The sequence below is a fragment of the Tolypothrix bouteillei VB521301 genome (genome assembly GCF_000760695.4).
Classification (GTDB): Bacteria; Cyanobacteriota; Cyanobacteriia; order Cyanobacteriales; family Nostocaceae; genus Scytonema; species Scytonema bouteillei_A.
Genome location: NZ_JHEG04000001.1, coordinates 652,444 through 673,824, shown reverse-complemented (window position 1 = coordinate 673,824; position 21,381 = coordinate 652,444). Strand labels below are relative to the sequence as shown.

The following is a 21,381-nucleotide window of genomic DNA, read 5'->3' as shown; positions in this document are numbered from 1 at the left end:
TCATAAAATATGTAAACTCAATATACACATAAATGTTCGGAAGATATATTCTTTCAATTTTACGTATAAATTGACACAAAAAATCCCTTAGAAAGATTTACAATGTCAATTAGATTTACATTTATATTGTGCACTCAATAAGAAAATGGGCAAAGAAAGTGTTGGAGACCAAGAAGCGCTGCGCGAGATGCTCCACTTCTTCCTAGAAAAAATGGGAGCAACGCAGGTAGAGCTGTCAGAAGGAATGGGTGTTAGCCGGCCTGTGGTGATCGATTTTCTCAATAAGGAAAAAGAACGGTTACCCGTCGATCGCGAAGGGTTGATTCAACTGTGCAAAAATCTTCGCAGTCGTAGAGCATCCAAAAGAAAATTAAAACGAGAGATTCAAAACACATCAGAAAAAGAAAAACTAGAATCAAGCCCTGACGAACTGCGAAAGTTATTGGGAGATACAGGAGCCGATGAACTACTGGAGTCTGCTGGTTTTTTGCCAGAGAAAACAAAGATTATCCGAGTTACGTCGGAGAGATTTTTTCAAGTAGCGCAAATAGCTGCATTGCTGGAGTTACTGGAATTGGAAGATTTACGCTCTACTACTCAGGAGTTTGTAGCAATTGCTAGCAACAAAGTCGCGATCGCAAGCAACAAGCTTTTTTTAAACTCCTCCGATACTCCTGAGAATGACTCCCTTGAATATTTCATTAACAATCTGAGAAAATCCTACCCAACCTTAGGTTTAAAACTGAGATTGGAGGTTATTGAGAAACTGCAGAGAACTTGGGAAAGACTAAAAGCTGGAGGAAAAACTAATTTCTCCCGACAAGAAGCAATTGCACTTTTCCTAAGTATTACCATTAAAGAGCAAATGCTTAAATATCCAACTAACCTTCATATTAGAGTTCAAAAGTTGGAATTCAAAACTTTATCGCGAACCATTAACCGGGAAAAAGAATATAGCAATCTCTACGATAAATTTGTACAAATTAGCCACCAAGCAGAGTGCGAATTGAAGACTCCAGGAATGTGCCCGACAATGGGACTAGAAGCGCACTCCCTAAATTCGCTCAACCCCGTAATTATGGCAATGGTAACGTGTAGCTTTAGTCATGATGGTAAATCTTATGAATTTCTTGAATGGATGTATACCTCTAGTAATACGATAGTGGAGAATGCTATTGGTGCTTGTAGCTTACACATGGGTTTAACTGAAGAAATAGCTAACGTAACCCTATCAACAAAAACCTTAGACAGCAGTATTGATTCCTTAGTTGAAACAACAGTCGTTTTAGGAAATCAACAAAAGTATCAAGGGATTTGGGTCGATCGAGATTCAATGATTACTATGCTGCAAGCAATTGTCTGTGCTGCAAAGCAATGGCTAGCAGAGCAAAGTTGGAATGGAAGCCTCAATTTAGAAATTTATGGTTCTGTATGCAAAACTCTCTCCGAGCTAAGGACGAGATTAACCAATGTTAGGATGGCTTTTCAAAATTTCCAATTCCTTGATGAAGAATGTCGCTCTGCACAAATTAAGAGGATTGCCGATATAGCTAGAGAGGAATTGAAGAAAATTCCCAAGGAAAAAATCTACTTTTCATATCGACTCAATTTCTACCGTTGCTATTTTCTGGCAAAACGATTAGAACTCAGGCTATCAAATTTTCTAGGTAATATCAGTAATGCAAAACTGCTGATCCAAACAATTACAGAAGCTCTTGAAGAAGATTGCGAAGTCAAGAAACAGCTAGTTCCCATTCAAGCTCTTATCCAGTCTGAAATTTATTTGTATGAACTTTCGTGCGGGCACCACCCAGATTTATTTGAATCAAGCAAGAGGAAAAAGTGGCTTGGCTTAGAAGAATGGGACCGTGAAATTAGAAAGGCAATTAAACCAGGCTCGTGTTATAAAGACCCAGGATTAGATATTTATCAAGCCTTATCTGAAATTTATGGAAATGCTGCGCGAATACAGTTCTATCTTTCTAACGATCGCAATTCTCTTGAAGAAGCCGCAACACATTTCTTCAAAGCTGCTCATTATGCATCACGTATTGGTTTAACACAAAGAATGGCTAGATGGCTAGCTTTAGCAGGGCGAGTTTTGGTCAGACTTGGAGATAGCCATTTGCCAATAGAAGCCTTAAGTTTTGCTGAGAAGTATGCTAAGGCTGATTTAACTACCGGTCACAGCCCTAATTTTTGTCAAGCAGTGCTTTCAGAAATTTCTTTGTTAAAAGGAGAATATTTGCTCTTAATTAAAGATGAACCGATCGCAGCATTAGAGAGTTTTTTAGAAGCACTTAAGGGTTCTGTTTATTTGGGATTGAACCGTCGAATTTGTGATGCACTTTTCAATATTGCAAGATGCTCGAAGAAGCTAAGTAACTTTAGTATTCGAGAGGGACTGAGCAGAGTTTTTCAGGAAGGTTTTACGGAATCTTGTAACAGCAAACTCAATCAAATGAGTAACCACACGTCTGAGAAAGTTCTAGATTTGCTTTATAGTCTCTGGAGTAGAGAGGATAATCCTACCTGGTTCCACGTGCGGGGTGAGTTTTCCACACTAGCTGCTCAGACTTGGCAAGGATGGCATGATACCTCTAAACCAGGAACAATAACAAAACACCCCATTGCCGAAAAAATTTTAAGTGAATCTTGGTTGTGTCAAATTGATTAGGGATTGGAGATTGGGCATTAGGGCTTGTCTCCCTTTTGCCTAAAGCAGGGCGTAGCGCATCGCAATAGCAAATCGCAATTCTGAATTTGTGAGAAAATTAATAAAACAGAGGACAATCATTCACCATGACAGAATTACTCGAACAAGCGATTATCAAACTTAAAAACTTACCAGCCAGTCAACAAGATGCTATGGCTACGATGATTTTAGAAGAACTCGAAGATGAAAAGCAATGGGATGAAGCTTTTGAGCGTTCTCCAGATGCACTAGCTTTCTTAGCAGCTCAAGCGATGGCTGAATATCGCGCAGGGAAAACTCAACAGCTAGATCCAGATACACTGTGAATTCTCGTATCACTTCTCAGTTTCGCCAAGCTTTTGGTAATTTACCTGAAAATGTGCAACAGCAAACCCGTGAAGCATATCGTCAATTTAAACTTGACCCAAATCATCCCAGTTTACGTTTCAAAAAAGTACATCCAGAATTACTTATTTATTCTGCAAGAGTCAGCAGAAGCTATCGAGCCGTTGGACAGTTAGAGGGAGATACAGTTATTTGGTTTTGGGTAGGGTCGCATACAGAGTATGAAAGACTACTATCTCAGTTTTCCTAAAGGCATTGCACTGAGATGACTGTAAAAACCTGTTCTACATTGCTACCTAAATTATACTCTTGCTAGATGAGGAAGGAGTTGAGCGTGAAAAATCTCAACTTAGGGTATATATGTTCCAAAGTAATGAGTGAGGAGTGAAAAGTTAAGAGTGCTTATCCTTAAGTCCTCACTCATTAGTTTTAATGGTGGTGATGGTGATGATGACCTACAGCTAAGTGAGGATTCACTGACACCGCTTCTTCTGAGAGCAACTCAGCAATGTGAGCATTTGCCCATTCTGCTACCATTGCCAAAAATGCTGGATCGTCGTTAACGCAAGGCATTTGCACGTAACTGACACCAGAATGCTTTTTCTCTAAAGCGTGGATGATATGATGTACGTCCAATAGAGTTTCGTGGTTTTCTGTCGCAAAGCCAATTGGCATAAATACGATCGCTTTAGCACCCAATTGAATCAAATTGTTTGCAGCCTGTTCGACATTTGGCTGCGTCCATTCAATAAGAGGTGTGTCATGGTTAAGCCAACCAACTGAGATAAGTGGATAGCGGTTGATTAACTTATCCCGCACTAAATCATAAAGTGCTTGACTTTCAGTGATTCCAGAGGTGAATCCCTTAGCTTTGTGGGGACAACCGTGATTCATTAAAATAATGCCAATTTGAGAAGGTAGATAAGCATCGATCAAATCAGCATGAATTTTTTCTTCAACAAGATGCGCCATCAAATCGATATAGGCTGGCTCATTGTAAAAAGAAGGGATATAACGCTGTCCTTTAACCCAGTGTTCGTTACCATCTGCCATCTCAGCTAAAGCATTGTTAACTTGCTCAATGGCAATACCGCTGGTGAAGATAGAATCCACAACTAACAGTGGATAGATAAGTATTTTATCAAAACCTTCGTTTTTGATTTCTGCTAAGACTTGTTTGGGAAGGAAAGGGGCGCAGAAGTTGAAAGCTTTAAAGACTTTCACCCCTTCTCCCCACTTAGCTTGCAGGTTTTTCTCAATACCCGCTCGTTGTTTTTCAAAAATAGAGTTGTGTGGGGAAATGAAATCATGATGCTGGTGTCCCCACTCGTGACGGTCAAATAATGCTAAAAGCTTTGCCAACGGAGGATAAACCCAAGTTGGCACTGGTGCGAATTTTGCAGTCAATAGGTTTAAAGCCTGTTCGTTATAATTGGCGAAATCCTCATAACTTTCAACTTCGCCATAGCCCATGAGCAATACGGCGACACGTTGTTGACCCGATGCGTCCTGGTGCGATTTTTGTAGTTTTTCCGGCGTGGCAACCACAATAAATTCCTCTATACAACTTCAAGAGTGTTCTTTTTCGTACTTGTCAAATTCTATCCTATCCCCCCCCACTGCATTAAAAAGTTACTTTTAGTAATACTTTTGGTGTTATACTCACTTCTATCTCCAGAAGGATGAAGTATGAATTACCCATCCCCCTAACTCTTCTCCCTGAGGATGCTTACTGAAGATCGGTGCGAAATGTTTTCTTTTTCAAAGAAATGTTAATATATTCGCTTTAATGTCAATTGTGTGTATTAAAAGTTGATGCGAAGCTATAAAAAAGCGCTAATTCAGTCAGTTTTTTTGGGTATCGTTTCTTAAATCTTCAAAATTTTTATGTGAAGGCAATCTACTCTATAAAGAGCGCCCTTGCAAACAATAGCAAGAGCGCCGTATTACACCGCTCATAAATCTTTCTACTGTTGGTGCTGCTCTGGTCTGGACCCAATTAAGTCGGGCAAGTCTTCAACATTTATTGGCTTGGCAGTTGCTTGAATCCTGTCTGACAATTCGTAAAATGCTTCCTTATCATCTGGATGTTGCAACACGTAGGCTCGTAATTCGGCTCTACTCATTGCTTTGAAATCCGGTTTGTTCATAACTTACTTGTCCTTGCCGATCGACCGTTATATCAATCTCATCACCTGCTAGTATTACCAATTTCCCATTCCTGTCATCTATTGTAACTAAGTTAATTGGTCTAAGCATTTTGGTAAGCTGGTAGCTCAACCGATACAACTGTTCTAGTTGTTCTCTTGTTGGTTTATCCCCCACACCACCTGCTATTTACTTTTTAATTTTACAATTATGACTGAAAAATCTAATTATAGCAGCAGTGTAGCATCAAATTGTGATTTCCAATCACCAGGCTACAGACGCTCATACCATAATTCATAATTCATAATTTATAATTCATAATTCATGAATATAATTCTTTGTCCTGGAATTCACGAACCAGACTTAACTCAGAGCTTTGTATCGGCATTGATGGAGCAAGCTTCCCCTGGAGCAACAGATGGAACCGTAAATATACTTATTTTTCCTACCAAAAATTATTCAAATCTATTGCCATTTCATATATTTCAATTTTTACACGAACGCTTAAGGAATAGGTTAGAATCACCAGTTGTCTTCATTAGTTTTAGTGCTGGTGTTGTTGGGGCAATATTTGCCGCTCATATGTGGCAAATATTCGGAGGTCGTGTTGAAGCTTTTATTGCTATAGATGGATGGGGCGTTCCTCTGTGGGGTCACTTTCCCATTCATCGTATGAGTCACGATTACTTCACTCATTGGAGCTCATCTTTGCTTGGTAGCGGGCAAACTAACTTTTATGCAGATCCGTCTGTTGACCATTTGGCAATGTGGCGATCGCCTAACATTGTCCGAGGTTATTGGGTAGACTCATATCGTGGGGAGCTATCTCCAAAAGAATGCTTGAGTGCATCTGAGTTTTTGCACTCGCTTATCCAGCACTATCAAGAAAATTAGTCCGGAAAACAGATTTGCCAATTGGGAGTGAGGAATGATGGAGTGTTTGCCAAGTCCCCACTCCCCTATCACAGTTACTATTCCACTCATCCCAGATGTTTCCAACAGAACCTGCTGCTGTCAATACCGGATTTGTCGCCCTATTAAAAAACCGTAGTTTTATGCTGCTATGGATGGGACAGTTGTTGTCCCAACTAGCAGATAAAGTCCTGTTGGTTTTACTTGTTGCCATGCTTAAGAACTATCAACCCTCTTCCGGGTTGCCAGAAAACTCCATGTACTCCACGTTGATGGTGGCGTTTACAATTCCGGCAATTCTGTTTGGTTCAGCTGGTGGTATCTTTGTTGACCGCTTTCCAAAAAAATTAATTTTGATTGCCTCAGACGTTGTACGGGGACTCATGATATTGTTGATTCCCTTTTTACCGCGAGAATTCTTGCTGTTATTGATAATTGCCTTTGCTATTTCTACAGTGACACAGTTTTTTGCACCTGCAGAGCAAGCGGCAATTCCCCTGTTGGTCCGATCCGAAAATTTGATGGCAGCCAACGCTCTATTTAGCAGCACAATGATGGGAGCTATGATTGTTGGTTTTGCGATCGGAGAACCAATGTTAAGTTTTGCTAAAATTTTCCTGGGAGCACGGTACGGTCAAGAACTGATTGTTTGCGGATTGTATTTGTTATCTGGCGCATTGATGCAGCCAATACACCTGAAAGATTACAAATCAGTAGAAGAAAAAGAAAAGTTTATTCATCCCTGGGCTGACTTTAAGTTAGGCTTGCGATATCTCAAAACAAACCGCTTGGTGTTAAATGCCATGCTACAACTGGTTGGTTTGTATTGTGTGTTTGCAGCTTTAACAGTTCTAGCAATTAGATTGGCAGCAGATTTTGGGTTGCAAGAAAAACAATTTGGCTTTTTCTTAGCAGCAGCGGGTATTGGTATTGTACTGGGTGCAGCGCTTCTGGGCCATTGGTGTCATAAACTACACGGTAAACCCTTGCCTCTCATCGGATTTTTGATGATAGCGCTGGTCTTAGGAGTGCTTACATTTATCAAAACTTTGGTTTTGGCTCTCGGGCTGTGTGCCGTGTTAGGTATAGGTGCTGCCTTGATTGGAGTGCCAATGCAAACTCTGATTCAGCAACACACTCCAAGCGCAATGCACGGTAAAGTCTTTGGCTTCCAGAACCATGCTGTCAACATCGCTCTTTCAGCACCGTTAGCAATTACAGGTCCGATAGTAGATCGTTTGGGTTTGCAAGTGACGCTTGTGGGAATGAGCGTCTTAGTTGCTGCTGTGGGAATTTGGACTTGGCAAACTACCCGTCGCGTTTTGCAAGATGCCTTGTGAAAATTTTTGAAATATGGAGAATTCTTGACTATTAACATAAATAAATTAGAAAATATGCGATCGCACTCCTCAAATTTTCAGATAAAATGAAACTTTAAATACTACAATCAAGCAATATCTTCGCTATTCTGTGAGGTTTGGCTGTGCGTTCACCAAGTGTCTCCCAAGGAGATTCGCTTTCCCCAATTTCTCTTCCGCAAATAGAAAATCAAATTAACTCAAAGGTTTCTACACCGCCAGTCGCGACACCCAAACGCGTGAGTGGTGGTTATGCGCTGCTTGACAGCCTAAAGCTTCACGGCGTGGAATATATTTTTGGTTATCCCGGTGGTGCTATTCTCCCGATTTACGATGATTTGTACAAAGCAGAAGTTGAAGGTCGCGGGATCAAGCACATTCTGGTGAGACACGAACAAGGAGCTGCACACGCTGCTGATGGTTATGCTCGTGCAACAGGCAAAGTCGGAGTCTGCTTTGGAACTTCCGGTCCCGGAGCAACCAATTTAGTTACTGGCATCGCTACCGCCTACATGGACTCCATCCCCATGGTTATTGTAACCGGGCAAGTCCCACGTCCGGCGATCGGTACAGATGCGTTCCAAGAAACTGATATCTACGGAATTACCCTACCTATTGTCAAACACTCCTACGTCGTGCGCGATCCCCGCGATATGGCACGCATTGTTGCAGAAGCGTTCCACATAGCAAGTACTGGTCGTCCGGGACCCGTGTTAATTGATGTTCCTAAAGACGTTGCCTTTGAGCAATTTGACTATCTACCTGTAGAACCAGCTTCGGTGAAATTGCCAGGATACCGTCCGACAGTCAAGGGAAATCCCCGCCAAATTAGTGCCGCAATTCAGTTAATACGTGAAAGTCGGCGTCCCTTGCTGTATGTAGGCGGTGGTGCAATTACTTCAGGAGCATATTCAGAAATTAAACGCCTAGCAGAGTTATTTAATATCCCCGTTACCACAACATTAATGGGGCTGGGTGCTTTTGACGAACACCATCCCCTTTCTTTGGGAATGTTGGGAATGCACGGTACTGCTTATGCTAACTTTGCTGTCAGTGATTGTGACTTGCTGATTTGTGTTGGTGCAAGATTTGACGATCGCGTCACTGGTAAATTAGACGAATTTGCTTCTCGTGCAAAAGTCATACATATTGACATCGATCCCGCAGAAGTCGGTAAGAATCGAGTTCCCGAAGTCCCCATCGTTGGTGATGTCAAAACAGTATTGCAAGATTTACTGCGTCGGTGCAAAGAGAGTACACCCAACCAAACGCAAGAGTGGTTGACTCTCATTAACCGTTGGAAAGAAGAGTACCCTCTAGAAGTACCTCACCACCCCGATAGCATTTCACCACAAGAGGTGATAGCAGAAGTTAGTCGCCAAGCACCTAATGCCATCTTCACCACAGACGTAGGTCAACACCAAATGTGGGCGGCGCAATTCCTTAAAGCAGGTCCCCGACGTTGGATTTCCAGTTCTGGTTTGGGAACCATGGGTTTTGGCGTACCTGCGGCAATGGGTGCTAAAGTTGCTTGTCCGGATAGCCAAGTCGTTTGTATTAGCGGTGATGCCAGTTTCCAGATGAACCTGCAGGAATTGGGCACGCTAGCGCAGTATGGGATTAATGTCAAGACCATAATTATCAATAACGGTTGGCAGGGAATGGTGCGCCAGTGGCAGCAAGCTTTCTATGGAGAACGTTACTCATGCTCCAATATGGAAGTTGGGATGCCAGATATCGAGTTACTGGCAAAAGCATACGGCATTAAAGGTATGGTCATTCAAAACCGTGATGAATTGAAAGATGCTATTGCCGAAATGCTCGCACACGATGGTCCAGTTATCGTCAATGCCCATGTAACTAGAGATGAAAACTGTTACCCAATGGTAGCCCCAGGTAAGAGTAATGCTCAGATGGTAGGCTTGCGACGCCAACCTCAAAAAGCATCCCTTGAGCCAATTTATTGCAGCAATTGCGGTGCAAAGAACCTACCTAACAATAATTTTTGTCCCGAGTGCGGTACGAAATTATAACGTCTTTAAATTAAGACAGTTTGGATAACATTTCATCCCTCAACCTCCCTTTTTTGGGGGGTTTTTTGTTTGATAAACTCTTGCAGTGGCTCAGCCTGAGAATGCTTTTGAGAGGAAGCTTCGCCTCCCATACCCTGTATCCTCGTAGAAGAGGGGTTTGGCGTGAAGTCTTTTTTAACTTTATCGAACTCACGTTAATTTTATGAAGGAAAGGGAGTCGTTTAATTTTAAGCGTGATTTTGGGAATACTAAATATACAGCAAAAACAAGCAAACCTTGCTTCAAATGCTTGATTGGGAACTGTAGGGTGGGCAATACCCACCGTATGAACCTTTTTTGTAGCAAAACCTACCTATATAACAAACTGAGAGAATTCAACCGTGAAAAAACTTAAAGAAGCGATCGCTATTTTTAGCGACAACATTATTTTATTCAGTTTAATTATACTAACGATACGATTTCCCGCTAATATCCTCTCAGAAATTGTTGTTCATAACTTGACGCCCAAAGATGAATATGCAAAACTCATCGCGGAATTTAGAGTTTCCTCCTTTTTCAGTGCAATTTTCGATCCCATTTATGTAGGTGCTCTTATTTCCTCTTTATGGGAAATCAAGCAAGGTCGGAGTTGCAACTATTTTGAAGCAATGTCGGCTGGAATTAAGAATTGGGGACAAATTTTTACTATTCGTTTGATCTCTGGATTTTTTCAAACATTAGGATTTTTCGCTTTTGTGATACCTGGAATTGTATTGGCAGTCAGATATAGCTTAACGGATTGTATAGTTGTTATTGAAGGATATAGTAACTCATCTTCTATTTTGAAAAGAAGTGCTTATTTAACAAAAGGAAAAAAATGGCAAATAGTTGTAGGTACTAGTTTAATTGTCTTATTGATGTTAACATACTCTTTTATTGTAGGGATATTCTCTGCTTTTATAGAAAACACTGTAACTACAATCATATTTTCCTGTATTTTAGATATTATATTAGCAATGGTACCTATTTTACTATTCTTATTTTATTGGCAAGCAAGGCAAGTAGAATAACAAGAAATTTCTCCAGGAGATCGCGCTAGTTCTAACAAACGAGGACGCCCATACTCCGGAGAAAATAATTTATGATTTTAACTTGTTACTAATGGCTCGGTGCAAATATTACACCACGATTTCTTCAAAATCACCAGTTATTTAGATCTTTAAAGGTGTTGGCAAATTTTACACGCTTTTAACTTGTTACTAATAGGTTTGAAAGTACTTTTTGGGGTGTAGTCCGTGACGTGCTCTAAGTTTGTAACCATCTGCATAGACAATAGCGGGTTCATTCTCAGCATGAAGTCGATCTCGATCGTCTACAGATAATTTGATTGGACGTTCACAAACAATACAAGTACGCTGACATGGAAAAAACCAACCACATTCTGTAACAACTGCTTGCAAGATTGACCATAAATTTTGGTCATGAACACATCCGAGAATGGAAATACAAAAATCAAATAGACTACACCAGCCAGTTAATTCCTCAGATTTAATCCAGCCAAAATAGGGTTCTAAACTCCAAGATCGCTTGCAGATAAGGACGTTGCGAAGTTCTTGCAACACACTATCACTAAGCTGTACGGCTATTGTACTCCAAAGTTTATTGATGAGCGCCAAGTTTAAATATTCCCGTCCATATTTGTGTCCGTAATAACTATACAACTTGATGATTGATATTTGCCCACGACACTTTTGTTTTACTAATCTTTGAGCAATGTACAGCCCATCAGCAAATAGAATTTCTGGGGTATATGGTGAATTATTAGCAGTGTAAAATTGCTCGATTGCCAAGGCAGCTTTTTGGCGATTGATAGGGGCTAGTTGAAGTGCTACTTCTCGCCATTTTTTATGATAATCTGACAAAATATTAGTTTGAGCGTTAGTAAGTGTTTTAACCTCAATACCTAACCTTTGAACAAGTAGCCTCTTCAAATTTGTATCTGATTCCGATAAAAGCCAGTTCTGCTCAATTAAGTGGACTGGAAGATTCTGCAAAAGTACCTCTTTAACAGATGCCAATTTTTCTTCCCGATACCATTGAGCTTTCCATTGATTTGGGAAAAGTATTCCATACTGTTCTGGTAGAGTGACTCCATGATGAGCGTATACCCGAAACCCATCTAAAAATTCTAGTGCAGGTTCTGCTTCTGCATGTAAGCGTTTTTCAGTATCAAAAGAAATGCGTATGGGACGTTCGCAGACAATACAAATTTCTGTAAATGGGAAAATCCAACCACACTCTATGATTAGAGCTTCAAAAAGTTCCCAGTATTTGGGGTTATGTTTCCAATTAAGACAATTACTCAGCCAATCAAGATAACAGCCATCACATGCCCACCATTCAGGAGCAATATAACAATAGTCATAATACCAAGATTGGGTTTTTAAAGTTGTCCATACTTGTGGTTGTTTCCACAATTGTGTCCGTACTTTTGCTGCTAATAGACAGTGAAACTGGTGGTATAAATGGGAATTTAATATATGGTTGGATTTTTCTTTTTCAATAAGTTGAACTGGATATACTTTGACATCTGAATATCCAGTCAGTTGAAAAGTTAGTTCTTCCTTAAGATGCTTCTGAATTGGCTGACTTAAATTATTAAGCGGAGCGTAATTACGACTCTCAATAAATTCTTTTAGTATTAAACCAGCACTATACGGGCTATCTGTAAATTTCAACAAAGGAGCATTCACATTGAGTAATTGATATATTTCATGAATGATTGCTGTTACTTTAACAGAATCGAGTCTATTTGTATTGGTAGCAATTGCTCTCCACTTTTCTATATAGCTTGAAATTAGAGCAAGCTGCTCAACTGTAGGACGACGAGTACGGCTCATACTGGGTTAAAGAAGTTTATATAAACTAAATAGAAAGTTATTTGTCAGTCAACATAAGTATTTGTGCGTAAGTCCATTTTATATAAAGCATTGGAGAATTGAAATCGGCGATCGCCACCTTTACCTAAGACTTTTGATTTCAAATCGTAGCTGGATTTTTGGAAATAGAATCTGTGACAAATGGTTTAGTAGGGAATCCCTCGGTATTTCCTAGTTGATTTTTGAGTAGATGGCTTGGGTTCGGTAGACGGCGGGGATGAAGGGAGACCTTTCAACTCGCTTTGCTCTTTTGCTAGATTTGAATATCCAGTTTTTTCTTCATCCTTTGGAAATACGTTTTGGGTCGAGTTGTGGGGACGAACAGAGGTTGTTAAATTTTTCTGTGTTATAACTACAGCATCAGCATCTGCGACTTGAGATGAGAGACCATTCGACTCATGCAACCCGGAATCGCTCCGTTGTGTATCGTTTGCTAAATTTTTTTCTTTTTCCTCAACCCAAACCGTCAGATATGACTGATTTTCTACAATTAAACAAAAGAGATTGTCATCAAGAAATTCCTGACAAAATTTGATAGCTTTTTGACGATATTGTATGGAAAAATCTACAAATCTAGTAAAAATTTTATTTTTAAAAATAATTTGTGATGCTCCGTTATAGGAAACACCTTGAACTTCTAAATCCTCGAGACTAAGAAAAAGCATAGTAAAAATCCGAATTTTAATTTCACCACTCTCCAGAAACAAGGCTGAGGGCAGAAAAATTCTGCTAAATAAAGTTCCCCTCAAAGCTAACTTTAGTGGGGCAGAAAGAAAGTTTTTCTTGTTGTCTTCATTGGTAATATGGTACGATCGCAGGCTGTACACTGCCTCTAATAAGCCAATGTCAACTAAAGAGTAGCACTTTCAGGTATTGGACTTTGTGGTGAATGCTCCCTGCGATACCTATATTTTTACTTGCAAGTCATAAAACTAGTATTAGAGAGTATAACAGTTCCTTAATGATTTATACTCTCTTTACATAAGGTTTATCTTAAAATAATAAGAACTTAGAAATTACCCATTGTAAAAAAATATTATATATATTCAGTAAAATTTTTGCGTTCAACTGTTTTTTAGACCCATGACTTTATCTCAATTAAAACTTTCATACTGAAGATACACAGACAATGTGAGAATCTAGTGAGATTTTTGTAAATTTTTTTGATGATTAAAGTTGCAGTTTAGGCGATCTGTTACGCATTTAAATTGCACGCTAACTTGTTATTGTGTCATCAGTCATTAGTCATCGGTCACCAAGAAAGACGCAAACCTTGCTTTTTCATCGCTTGTTGCAATTGAGGCATTTGTTGTTTTGGAACAATTTGGGAGGGAGTCAAATTCGGTTGAGTCAACAGCCAAGCCGCTGTCACTCCAGAAGCAGCACCAATACCCCACTCGCTATGATGAACGCGAGTTACAGCATTAACAATGTGAGTCACGGCTATACTTTTTCCACCAATCAGAAGATTATCTATTTTCTGAGGAATCATGCTTTCCAAAGGAATCATGACGGGACGAACCACAAACTCTCTAGCTGGAGCTTTGGCTGCTTCGTTGGATGGTTCCCAATTACGATAGCGACATCCATGAATATCAATATCATAATGAGTGACCGCAACTACTGTTTTGGAAACATCTCGACTACTTGAAACATCTGTTCTAATATCTGCCTCGCGCATCATAAACTCATTTTGTCCGTGGGCTTGGCGTCCTAAAATTCTGCGTCCCTCCCGAATATAAGGCGTCATACTCAATCCTGAAACTGTACCCATGGGAGACTCTGTTCCAAAGAGGTAGGTTAGGGGAAAATTAGGTTGAGCTTGAGTTTCTAAAAGCCATTCTGCAAAAAAAAGTGCATGATTTTCAGCTTCCTTCAGTGCTTCTAAAGCAAGCCCTCCTACCCAGTTCTGACGCTGTCCGGAAGCACTTACCTCTTCTTGTGTCAGAATTAAGTGCGGATTCATTAAGTTCCAGTCGTTCCCTCGATTCCAATTCACCATAGTTATATCTCCACGGACAGGAGTATCAACAAAGGGGTTGCTGCGGCGCATGCTAACAATACGTCTGTAATTAAAGAAACTTCGACCTGCAAATACGGGAGTCCTCCCAATGGAGAAGTCTTTTCGATGTTCCTCTTTTGATATTCCTGACTCGATACGAGATAAGCGATCGCGACTTAAACCCCCATCATCATGAATAGCAACAGCAAATGGAAAAGTAAATGCTTGGGTGCATTTGGGGTTATCTTTAGGCGCTGCATGAATTTCACCTGTTGTGACCTGAGATTCTGACCCCTGTCGGTGGGGAATGTTTGCCCATCCTATCAATTCTCCCGTATCCGTAGCGTCAATGACTATCATGCGATCGCCTTTTGGAGGTTGCAGTCGCAGTGGGACTTTTTCAAATTCCTCATTGTCAAACCAGGAATACCAAGAAGTTAATTCTTGAGAAAGGCGACCTTTAGGAACGTAGTTAGAATTCCGTGGTATTCTTTTTACTGCGTAAATTGAGACAATTTGCTGTCCCGTACTGTCAAATTCAGCCCCTTTAAACGCAATAGAAGTTCCCCACTGACTTCCTGGTGCAAAACTAGACGAAGACTTCAGCAATTGTTCTGCTGCTGACGCGCCAGCTTTGGGAGGAAAACACAACTTACCCACCCAACAGCTATTAATATCTTTCACTTTTAAAGGAGAAGGAACATTAGACCATGAAGGTAGTTCTACAGGTTGTTGTGCAATTAACTGCTTGAATTCAATCCAACTTTTTGAGTGATTCTCCTTAGCCCGCATAGCCAGCGATTCATCTACAGCCGAGACCCCTTGAGAGCTAATTTGTCCTCCCAGCCAAGGAGTGAGTTCAATCAAGCAAGTCTTTGCTCCCGATTGCATTGCTTCGGATGCTGCGGCTACTCCTCCTAAGGAACCACCAATCACAACAACAGAGCATTCCCAAACCTCTTTTGCTGTAGGTAGAGGGTTGAGTTGGGGTAAACCATTCGTTCCTACGAGTGGTTTAACTTTTGTCTTTGAGCGAGATGTCGGATCGAGGTTCGAGTTTGGTAAGAGTAGTGCAAACCGGGTATGGAAATAACTCAAACTGACAATAGCAAGGAAAGCCAAAGCTGATATTAGTAAAATCAGTGGACTAAAACGGCGAGGTTGCTTCACTAGAGATTGGAGAACAGATTTTTATCTTTCCGATGTTATCTTAGCTTTGCACTATTTCACACCTCCAACCCTCGATCCGCTAGCTCCCCCTATCAAGTGAGGTAAAGCCTTAAATCTGCACTCCGAGCAGATATACCGATACCATCCCTGACCAACCACAGACAAAGCTACAAATGCTGTATTTGCTGACCGAGCTGTTGCATACCGAGTTTTGGAAACGACCTTTGCCATTTCTGCTCAAAAGCGATGCGAGTTTCGACATCGCGTAAAGCACGCCAGAATGGAAGAACCAAAAATTTTCTTGAACCGTTTAAGTGGAAAACTGTTTGGCTTTTACCTTTGATCCGCTTGGAGTTTGCATACTCAACCACTTCTAGCTGCGCTTGTCCATCGCTTTCTGAAAAAATGAACTCATACTCAATTGGTTCTGTATTCCATCTCACAATTTTTGATGTACCGACCTTCAGAAATACACTCAATGCCTCCACAAGTTCATAGAGTGAATCATATGGTACATAAGACGCTGTAAATAAGAATTCTTGTTTATCCGTAACTAATTCCACAGGTAGCCAACCGTAGTTTGCATCACCAAAGCGCACGCGTAATTTTTCAGACATATTTTTCAGACATATTTATATACTGCAACAGAAAAAATAAGTTTTACTAATAATACACAGCCAACAAATTATGGCGGTCGTTGCCCTCCCAATATTATTGTCCTATCTAGATTGTTGATAGTATCAAAACCATTCAAGCAGTCAGAAAAGGTCAGAAAAAGTCAGAAAAAGTCTTCTCTTCATTCATATTACCTATTGGTTTGCGAAAAGTTCTCCAACTAGAGTGAATCAATATGTGAAAGTAAATTTACTGACAGGTTTAATTACCTAGAAGTAAATAATGGCATCTAAGAAAAAAATATTTCTTTTTTTCTTAAATACCATTTAATAGAAGCCAATTTAATCAAAAAACATGGCTTCAACATAGTTTCAACATAATTGTTCGATATTTATCTGTAATCAAAGGAGAAAATTATCATGAGTCAACAACGTCCTTCAACCTTACGTCGCGGTAACCAAGGTGCAGAGGTTGAACGCTTACAGCGCGACCTATCTTACTTGGGATATGATTTAGGACCTGCTGGTATCGATGGTATTTTTGGTGAGTATACGGAAAAGGCTGTTATGGCATTTCAAACAGATAGCCACATAACTGTAGATGGTATTGTTGGTCCTGAAACAGGAAAAGCGTTGGGTGCTCGTCTAGCAGCATAAATCAGTTTCTTCTACTAAAGGCTAAGCAAATTAATGTAGAGAGGTTTTACACAATTTCTCTACATTTTTTATTTTGGATTTTTTGAGGATTTCGATATACGTACAGTAGTAAATTTAAAACTCGTTTGATAGCGTTAGGGCTTTTCCAAATATACCAAACAAACAATATACAAGCTGTATCTGGTAGCTGTTAGGGTGTTGATTGATAAATCAGTAAAGCATTTTCACGTAAAATTGCGATAGCGATCGCCTCAGCTTCAGCAACAGTAATGTCAGAATCCGTAACTGCTTGCCATAAAACTTCTCCTAACAGTTGGCGACCCCATTTTGCACCCAAGTAATACAATTCTGGAATTGAGTGAGCATCAGAAGCATACATGAGTTTCGTAGTAGGAGCTAATTCTAATAACTGTCTGATGGTTTCCCGCATTCCAGATACACTTAAAAAGGGTACTGCTAACCCAAAATCTAAATAAACTTGAGGATATACAGACGCCAAATAACCAGCCTCCCGCATATAAGGATAGGAAGCATGTAACAATACTATTGGTACGCAGCTGTACTGTGGTGACTCCAGTAAATGACGCAAATACAGGGGATTAGCCAATCGTAAATCCAAGTCGGGATCGCCGTAGCCAGTATGTAACTGCACGGGGAGATGATATTTCGCTGCTACCAATAACGCTTGTTGCAACAAAAAATCAATCAGGGGTTTATCTGTAAGTCGCAACTGTTGAGTTGAAAATTTTTGTTTGATGTTGTCAAAATGAGCTACAGCTACCTCTTCAGCTACAGGTTGGATATCTAAGCCACTCCGATAACAGGCAATACTTTTAAAAGCAACGACCCCAGGTGGTGGCGGATCGAGTTCGCTGTTGAATCTGGTTAGGAAAGTCGTAAAATCTGGTGATTGTGGAATTAGCTGTTCTGCTAACATTTCTAATCTCAGAATTCGTCGCACAGAAATAAACCTTTCATGCCATGACAGAGGTAGGATAGTTTCTGGTCGCAAACCATCATCCAAATAGATCCCCTCTAGATTGGCAGCGTGAAAATAAATCTGTGTGAGATCTTCTAATCCTAAACTTTCCCGCCGTGCCAAAATTGTTGTTTCTTCAGGTTCGCAGTCCAACAAAGCTGCAACCTCCCGCAAGCTACGTCGGTAAAAAAACGTAAAGCGGGCATGATTGTTGATAATTTCTGGACGATCGCTTTCTGTAAAAGCAGCTGCATAAGGATATTGGGCAGCTATTTCTGGTTTTAATATGTTGTGGGCGTGTTGGTCAATTAAAGGAATATCAGCTAAATTCATGCTCGGGTTAAATACCGTTAGTATTTTTCTAATAACATGTTGACTTCTGTCTTTAATTCCCAATCTTTCATAGCTTGCCACTCTGCTTGACGCACTGCTAAGAAAGCTTGGGCTAATTGAGGATTTAAAGCTGTTAATAGGATATCGTTTTGCTGGAGGTGAGCGATTGCTTGCCCTAAGTTATCTGGTAATGGATCTATTCCATGGGAATTCCGTTCTTCAATTGATAAATATCCTGGGTCTTGATTCACTGGGTTGGGAGGTGTCAAACCGCGCTGCACGCCATCAAGCCCAGCTGCAATAACTGCACCTAATGCCAAGTAAGGATTAGCTGATGCATCCACCGTCTTCAATTCCAAGTGGCTCGGACAGTTCAAGTTAGGGTCGGTGGGAACTCTCACAGATGCTTCCCGATTATCTAATCCCCAACAGCGAAAAGCACCACTCCAACTATGAGGACGAATGCGGCGATAAGAATTAGTACTTGGAGTCGTAAGTGCCATCAGTGCTGGAAGATGGTGCAGGATACCAGCAATAAATTGTAATGCTATCTTCGATAGACCGCAGGTACTTTGTGGATCGCCCACAAGGTTTTTCTCATCTTGCCAAAGGCTAAAATGGATGTGACAGCCACTACCAGCCGCGTTGGGGAAGATTTTGGGTAGGAAAGAAGCGGTGAGGTTGTGGCGGTAGGCGATCGCTTTGACAGTTTCTCTAAAAGCAATCTGCCAGTCAGCCGCTTGCAAAGCATCAGTGTAGCGCATGGAAATTTCATGCTGACCGGGGCCGGATTCTGGGTAATACTGTTCTACAGGTATACCTTGGGTGATAAGTGCATCGGCGATCGCATTAATGACTTCACAGTTGAGGTCCATTGCCTGAGTTGAGGCAAACACTGTGGAATCAGCAGGAATAGTACCATCAGATGTTTGCCGCAGCAAGTAAAACTCATTTTCAAAAGCGGCTCGCACTTCCAAACCTTGCGATTTAGCTTCGGCTATCATCCGCTTTAAGAAGTTTCGGGGGCATAAAGCCCAAGCCGAACCATTAATTACCATGTTACCCATAGCACGAGCATGACCGGGGGCATAAGGTAAGGGTTTCAGGCTAGACCAATCTGGTATTAAGCGAATTTCACCCACCGGACCTAAATTGCTCTCTGGGACAACTGCATCATACATTACAGGAACTCCCTGTTGACCTACGGAAATACCTACGCCATGCTCAAAGTAGTGAGATAGCATCTCTATATGTACGGCTTTCCCACGGATAATGTTGGCATTATCACACCAAAGAAATCGCACCAATTTCACACCAGTGTCTTCAAGAAACTTACGTACTTTTTTCAAATTATTTTTTTCAACCATTGCTATCGCGCTTTTAGGGTTTAGCTTAATCCAAAAGAAGCCTCTCACTCACCCGAAGGGGAGTGATGAGATGAATTTTGGGGCAATGACGAATTGACAAGGCAGCTTTTGGGAAAGAAGATTCTTTCCCAAAACGTGCCGCCCCCGACCTATGTTAATCGAAGATTAACGCGGGAGTGGGGTCGATGAGGAATTGCCCTTCGGGTGAGCAGTCGCTTCTTGACGGAAACCGCCAAGACCGCGCTGCTCACCAATTTCTTTTGGTTGAGGCAAAGAGTCTATAAGTTCTTCTACTACTTGAGTCATTGTTTTGTCCGACTGAGCAGCATATAAACGTAGTTTATTTAAACGTCTATCAGATAATCGTATTCTTATAGAATTATTTTTCATTGTATCACCATTGTTAATACGTTTATGTTAACATAGGCGGATCAAGGAGGTGATAAACAAATGAGAACCTCATACCAATACAAGTTACGTCCAACAAAGCAAAAAGCTATAGAAATAGATAGATGGCTGTCTATGCTTTGTTCTCAATATAATTATTTGTTGGCTCGACGTTTCGATTGGTATGAGCAAAATCGTTGTCCAATTAACGCTTGCCCTCTCGTTTGTCACCTACCAGAATTACGCGAAAAACCAGACTATTACAGTCAAAAGAAAAGTTTGCCATTGCTCAAAAAGACTCATCCTCACTACGGTGAAATTTACTCACAAGTTTTGCAAGATGTAGTCAAGCGAGTTAAGGTTACTTTTGACCGCTTTTTAAGTGGGGATAGCAACGGTAAGAAAAGTGGTAGACCTCGGTTTAAGTCTCGTGACCGTTACCGGACTTTTACTTATCCACAGATGAAAGATGATTGCATTCAAGGAAATTTGATTAACCTACCAAAACTAGGAAATATCAAGCTTGTTTTGCATCGCCCAATACCGGATGGACTCACGGTAAAAACGGTATCAGTTACCAAAAAAGCTGACGGGTATTACGTTACCCTCAGCCTTGAAGATTCTACAGTTCCAGAAATCAAACCAGATATTAATCCAGAATTTATAACTGGTATTGATATGGGTTTAAAGGAGTTTTTAACAACTTCTGAGGGTGAGACTGTAGAAATACCTCAACATTATCGCAAGTCTCAAAAACGTTTACGAGTTATCCAAAAACGGGTATCACGACGCAAAAAAGGCAGTAACCGTAGACGCAAAGCTGTAAAGCAGTTGGGCAAGAGGCACAAAAAAGTTGCTGACAAGCGTAAAGATTTTCACTTTAAAACTGCAAAACAATTACTGTCTAAATATGACGTTGTTATTCATGAAGACCTTAATATAAAAGGACTTTCAAAATCCAGACTAGCAACATCTCTGCATGATGCTGGATGGTCAAGCTTCCTGTCGATACTATCAAACAAAGCCGAAAATGCTGGTTTGTTGGTGATAGCTGTGAATGCTTCTGGCACTTCTCAAGATTGCTCTAGTTGTGGCGTGAAAGTTCCTAAGAAATTGCATGAACGTTGGCATTCTTGCCAGTGTGGTTGCAGTCTTGACCGCGACCATAATGCAGCGATAAATATAAAAAATAGCGCAAAGTTGGCGGGACGGAAACCGACACCGCCAAACTTTGTAAGACAGAGCGGTAGGGCATTCCGTTCTTAAAGCCAAGAGCCTCCTAAGCAATAGCCGGATTGTCTTGGAAGCCTACACTCAGTCCGAAGGACGAGTGTAGGAGATGTCACTAGGTTTTTTAATGTATCACCTATGACCACCTCAGCATTAATTAGGAAATTTTTCAAGAAATAGCAATTAATTTAAATTTTTGGATGCGCTAAGGATAAACGATCTCAAATTTCGTT

Annotated in this window: 18 protein-coding genes and 1 pseudogene; 9 read left to right on the top strand and 10 right to left on the bottom strand. The window is 40.7% G+C overall.

The features are described from left to right. Nucleotides 1-145 precede the first annotated feature (145 nt). From HC643_RS02515 to HC643_RS02505, 3 genes are all read left to right on the top strand, one after another. Nucleotides 146-2,677, top strand: a complete 2,532-nt coding sequence (locus HC643_RS02515) for a hypothetical protein (protein WP_038071682.1) — start codon at nucleotides 146-148, stop codon at nucleotides 2,675-2,677. 125 nt (nucleotides 2,678-2,802) lie between these two features. After that, the gene (locus HC643_RS02510) at nucleotides 2,803-3,021 is read left to right on the top strand and encodes a hypothetical protein (protein WP_038071685.1); all 219 of its coding nucleotides are present in this window, start codon (nucleotides 2,803-2,805) and stop codon (nucleotides 3,019-3,021) included. After that, nucleotides 3,018-3,290 (top strand): ParE family toxin-like protein, encoded by a 273-nt coding sequence (locus HC643_RS02505; RefSeq protein WP_038071687.1) that lies wholly within the window; start codon nucleotides 3,018-3,020, stop codon nucleotides 3,288-3,290. Before HC643_RS02510 ends, HC643_RS02505 begins: the two co-directional genes overlap by 4 nt. 179 nt (nucleotides 3,291-3,469) lie before the next feature. Here the strand turns inward: HC643_RS02505 and HC643_RS02500 are convergent, their stop codons facing one another. The 3 genes from HC643_RS02500 to HC643_RS02490 form a co-directional block, all read right to left on the bottom strand. Then, nucleotides 3,470-4,588, bottom strand: a complete 1,119-nt coding sequence (locus tag HC643_RS02500; RefSeq protein WP_038071690.1) for a ferrochelatase — start codon at nucleotides 4,586-4,588, stop codon at nucleotides 3,470-3,472. A 419-nt stretch (nucleotides 4,589-5,007) separates the two neighbouring features. Then, nucleotides 5,008-5,166, bottom strand: a complete 159-nt coding sequence (locus tag HC643_RS02495) for a DUF6887 family protein (RefSeq protein ID WP_237265817.1) — start codon at nucleotides 5,164-5,166, stop codon at nucleotides 5,008-5,010. Beyond that, nucleotides 5,159-5,365, bottom strand: a complete 207-nt coding sequence (locus HC643_RS02490) for a DUF6888 family protein (protein WP_137986404.1) — start codon at nucleotides 5,363-5,365, stop codon at nucleotides 5,159-5,161. Before HC643_RS02490 ends, HC643_RS02495 begins: the two co-directional genes overlap by 8 nt. A 147-nt stretch (nucleotides 5,366-5,512) precedes the next feature. Here HC643_RS02490 and HC643_RS02485 point away from each other — a divergent pair, with 147 nt between their 5' ends. From HC643_RS02485 to HC643_RS02470, 4 genes are all read left to right on the top strand, one after another. Continuing rightward, nucleotides 5,513-6,082 carry a hypothetical protein gene (locus HC643_RS02485; protein WP_038071694.1) on the top strand — a complete coding sequence of 190 codons (570 nt, stop codon included), beginning with the start codon at nucleotides 5,513-5,515 and terminating at the stop codon, nucleotides 6,080-6,082. Nucleotides 6,083-6,177: 95 nt separating this feature from the next. Continuing rightward, complete coding sequence (locus tag HC643_RS02480) at nucleotides 6,178-7,440, top strand: MFS transporter (RefSeq protein ID WP_038071696.1); 1,263 nt, start codon at nucleotides 6,178-6,180, stop codon at nucleotides 7,438-7,440. Between the two features lie 143 nt (nucleotides 7,441-7,583). Then, on the top strand, nucleotides 7,584-9,491 hold the full coding sequence (gene ilvB, locus HC643_RS02475) for a biosynthetic-type acetolactate synthase large subunit (protein ID WP_050046092.1): 1,908 nt from the start codon (nucleotides 7,584-7,586) through the stop codon (nucleotides 9,489-9,491). Nucleotides 9,492-9,871: 380 nt separating this feature from the next. Next, entirely contained in the window at nucleotides 9,872-10,540 is a 669-nt protein-coding gene (locus HC643_RS02470; RefSeq protein WP_038074130.1) for a YciC family protein, read from the top strand. 189 nt (nucleotides 10,541-10,729) lie between these two features. On the opposite strand, the gene HC643_RS02465 is transcribed toward HC643_RS02470, so the two are convergent. The 4 genes from HC643_RS02465 to HC643_RS02450 all read right to left on the bottom strand — a co-directional run bounded on the left by HC643_RS02465 (nucleotide 10,730) and on the right by HC643_RS02450 (nucleotide 16,198). Further along, the gene (locus HC643_RS02465) at nucleotides 10,730-12,370 is read right to left on the bottom strand and encodes a DUF6745 domain-containing protein (RefSeq protein ID WP_050046091.1); all 1,641 of its coding nucleotides are present in this window, start codon (nucleotides 12,368-12,370) and stop codon (nucleotides 10,730-10,732) included. Between the two features lie 185 nt (nucleotides 12,371-12,555). Beyond that, nucleotides 12,556-13,074, bottom strand: coding sequence for a hypothetical protein (locus HC643_RS02460; RefSeq protein ID WP_137986403.1), 519 nt, complete (start codon nucleotides 13,072-13,074; stop codon nucleotides 12,556-12,558). 587 nt (nucleotides 13,075-13,661) lie between these two features. Beyond that, nucleotides 13,662-15,581 carry an FAD-dependent oxidoreductase gene (locus HC643_RS02455; protein ID WP_038074126.1) on the bottom strand — a complete coding sequence of 640 codons (1,920 nt, stop codon included), beginning with the start codon at nucleotides 15,579-15,581 and terminating at the stop codon, nucleotides 13,662-13,664. A 167-nt stretch (nucleotides 15,582-15,748) separates the two neighbouring features. Further along, complete coding sequence (locus HC643_RS02450; protein ID WP_050046089.1) at nucleotides 15,749-16,198, bottom strand: hypothetical protein; 450 nt, start codon at nucleotides 16,196-16,198, stop codon at nucleotides 15,749-15,751. A 417-nt stretch (nucleotides 16,199-16,615) separates the two neighbouring features. Here HC643_RS02450 and HC643_RS02445 point away from each other — a divergent pair, with 417 nt between their 5' ends. Then, on the top strand, nucleotides 16,616-16,852 hold the full coding sequence (locus HC643_RS02445; RefSeq protein WP_038074124.1) for a peptidoglycan-binding domain-containing protein: 237 nt from the start codon (nucleotides 16,616-16,618) through the stop codon (nucleotides 16,850-16,852). A gap of 190 nt (nucleotides 16,853-17,042) precedes the next feature. Here the strand turns inward: HC643_RS02445 and HC643_RS02440 are convergent, their stop codons facing one another. The 3 genes from HC643_RS02440 to HC643_RS02430 all read right to left on the bottom strand — a co-directional run bounded on the left by HC643_RS02440 (nucleotide 17,043) and on the right by HC643_RS02430 (nucleotide 19,837). Then, nucleotides 17,043-18,164, bottom strand: coding sequence for an amidohydrolase family protein (locus HC643_RS02440; protein ID WP_038074119.1), 1,122 nt, complete (start codon nucleotides 18,162-18,164; stop codon nucleotides 17,043-17,045). 17 nt (nucleotides 18,165-18,181) lie between these two features. Then, a complete protein-coding gene (locus HC643_RS02435; protein WP_038074116.1) occupies nucleotides 18,182-19,531 on the bottom strand; it encodes a glutamine synthetase family protein in 1,350 nt (449 codons plus the stop codon). A gap of 165 nt (nucleotides 19,532-19,696) precedes the next feature. After that, nucleotides 19,697-19,837 carry a hypothetical protein gene (locus tag HC643_RS02430; protein ID WP_167844573.1) on the bottom strand — a complete coding sequence of 47 codons (141 nt, stop codon included), beginning with the start codon at nucleotides 19,835-19,837 and terminating at the stop codon, nucleotides 19,697-19,699. A gap of 144 nt (nucleotides 19,838-19,981) precedes the next feature. Here HC643_RS02430 and HC643_RS02425 point away from each other — a divergent pair. Beyond that, nucleotides 19,982-21,254: pseudogene (locus HC643_RS02425) on the top strand (RNA-guided endonuclease InsQ/TnpB family protein). The last annotated feature ends 127 nt before the right edge of the window (nucleotides 21,255-21,381 follow it).

Excerpts from the sequence above, each read along its gene's own strand:
- HC643_RS02445 (WP_038074124.1), top strand. The coding sequence starts at position 16,616 with ATGAGTCAACAACGTCCTTCAACCTTACGTCGCGGTAACCAAGGTGCA.
- HC643_RS02465 (WP_050046091.1), bottom strand. The coding sequence starts at position 12,370 with ATGAGCCGTACTCGTCGTCCTACAGTTGAGCAGCTTGCTCTAATTTCA.
- HC643_RS02515 (WP_038071682.1), top strand. The coding sequence starts at position 146 with ATGGGCAAAGAAAGTGTTGGAGACCAAGAAGCGCTGCGCGAGATGCTC.
- HC643_RS02495 (WP_237265817.1), bottom strand. The coding sequence starts at position 5,166 with ATGAGTAGAGCCGAATTACGAGCCTACGTGTTGCAACATCCAGATGAT.
- HC643_RS02435 (WP_038074116.1), bottom strand. The coding sequence starts at position 19,531 with ATGGTTGAAAAAAATAATTTGAAAAAAGTACGTAAGTTTCTTGAAGAC.
- HC643_RS02430 (WP_167844573.1), bottom strand. The coding sequence starts at position 19,837 with ATGACTCAAGTAGTAGAAGAACTTATAGACTCTTTGCCTCAACCAAAA.
- HC643_RS02485 (WP_038071694.1), top strand. The coding sequence starts at position 5,513 with ATGAATATAATTCTTTGTCCTGGAATTCACGAACCAGACTTAACTCAG.
- HC643_RS02480 (WP_038071696.1), top strand. The coding sequence starts at position 6,178 with ATGTTTCCAACAGAACCTGCTGCTGTCAATACCGGATTTGTCGCCCTA.
- HC643_RS02460 (WP_137986403.1), bottom strand. The coding sequence starts at position 13,074 with ATGCTTTTTCTTAGTCTCGAGGATTTAGAAGTTCAAGGTGTTTCCTAT.
- HC643_RS02450 (WP_050046089.1), bottom strand. The coding sequence starts at position 16,198 with ATGTCTGAAAAATTACGCGTGCGCTTTGGTGATGCAAACTACGGTTGG.
- HC643_RS02440 (WP_038074119.1), bottom strand. The coding sequence starts at position 18,164 with ATGAATTTAGCTGATATTCCTTTAATTGACCAACACGCCCACAACATA.
- HC643_RS02510 (WP_038071685.1), top strand. The coding sequence starts at position 2,803 with ATGACAGAATTACTCGAACAAGCGATTATCAAACTTAAAAACTTACCA.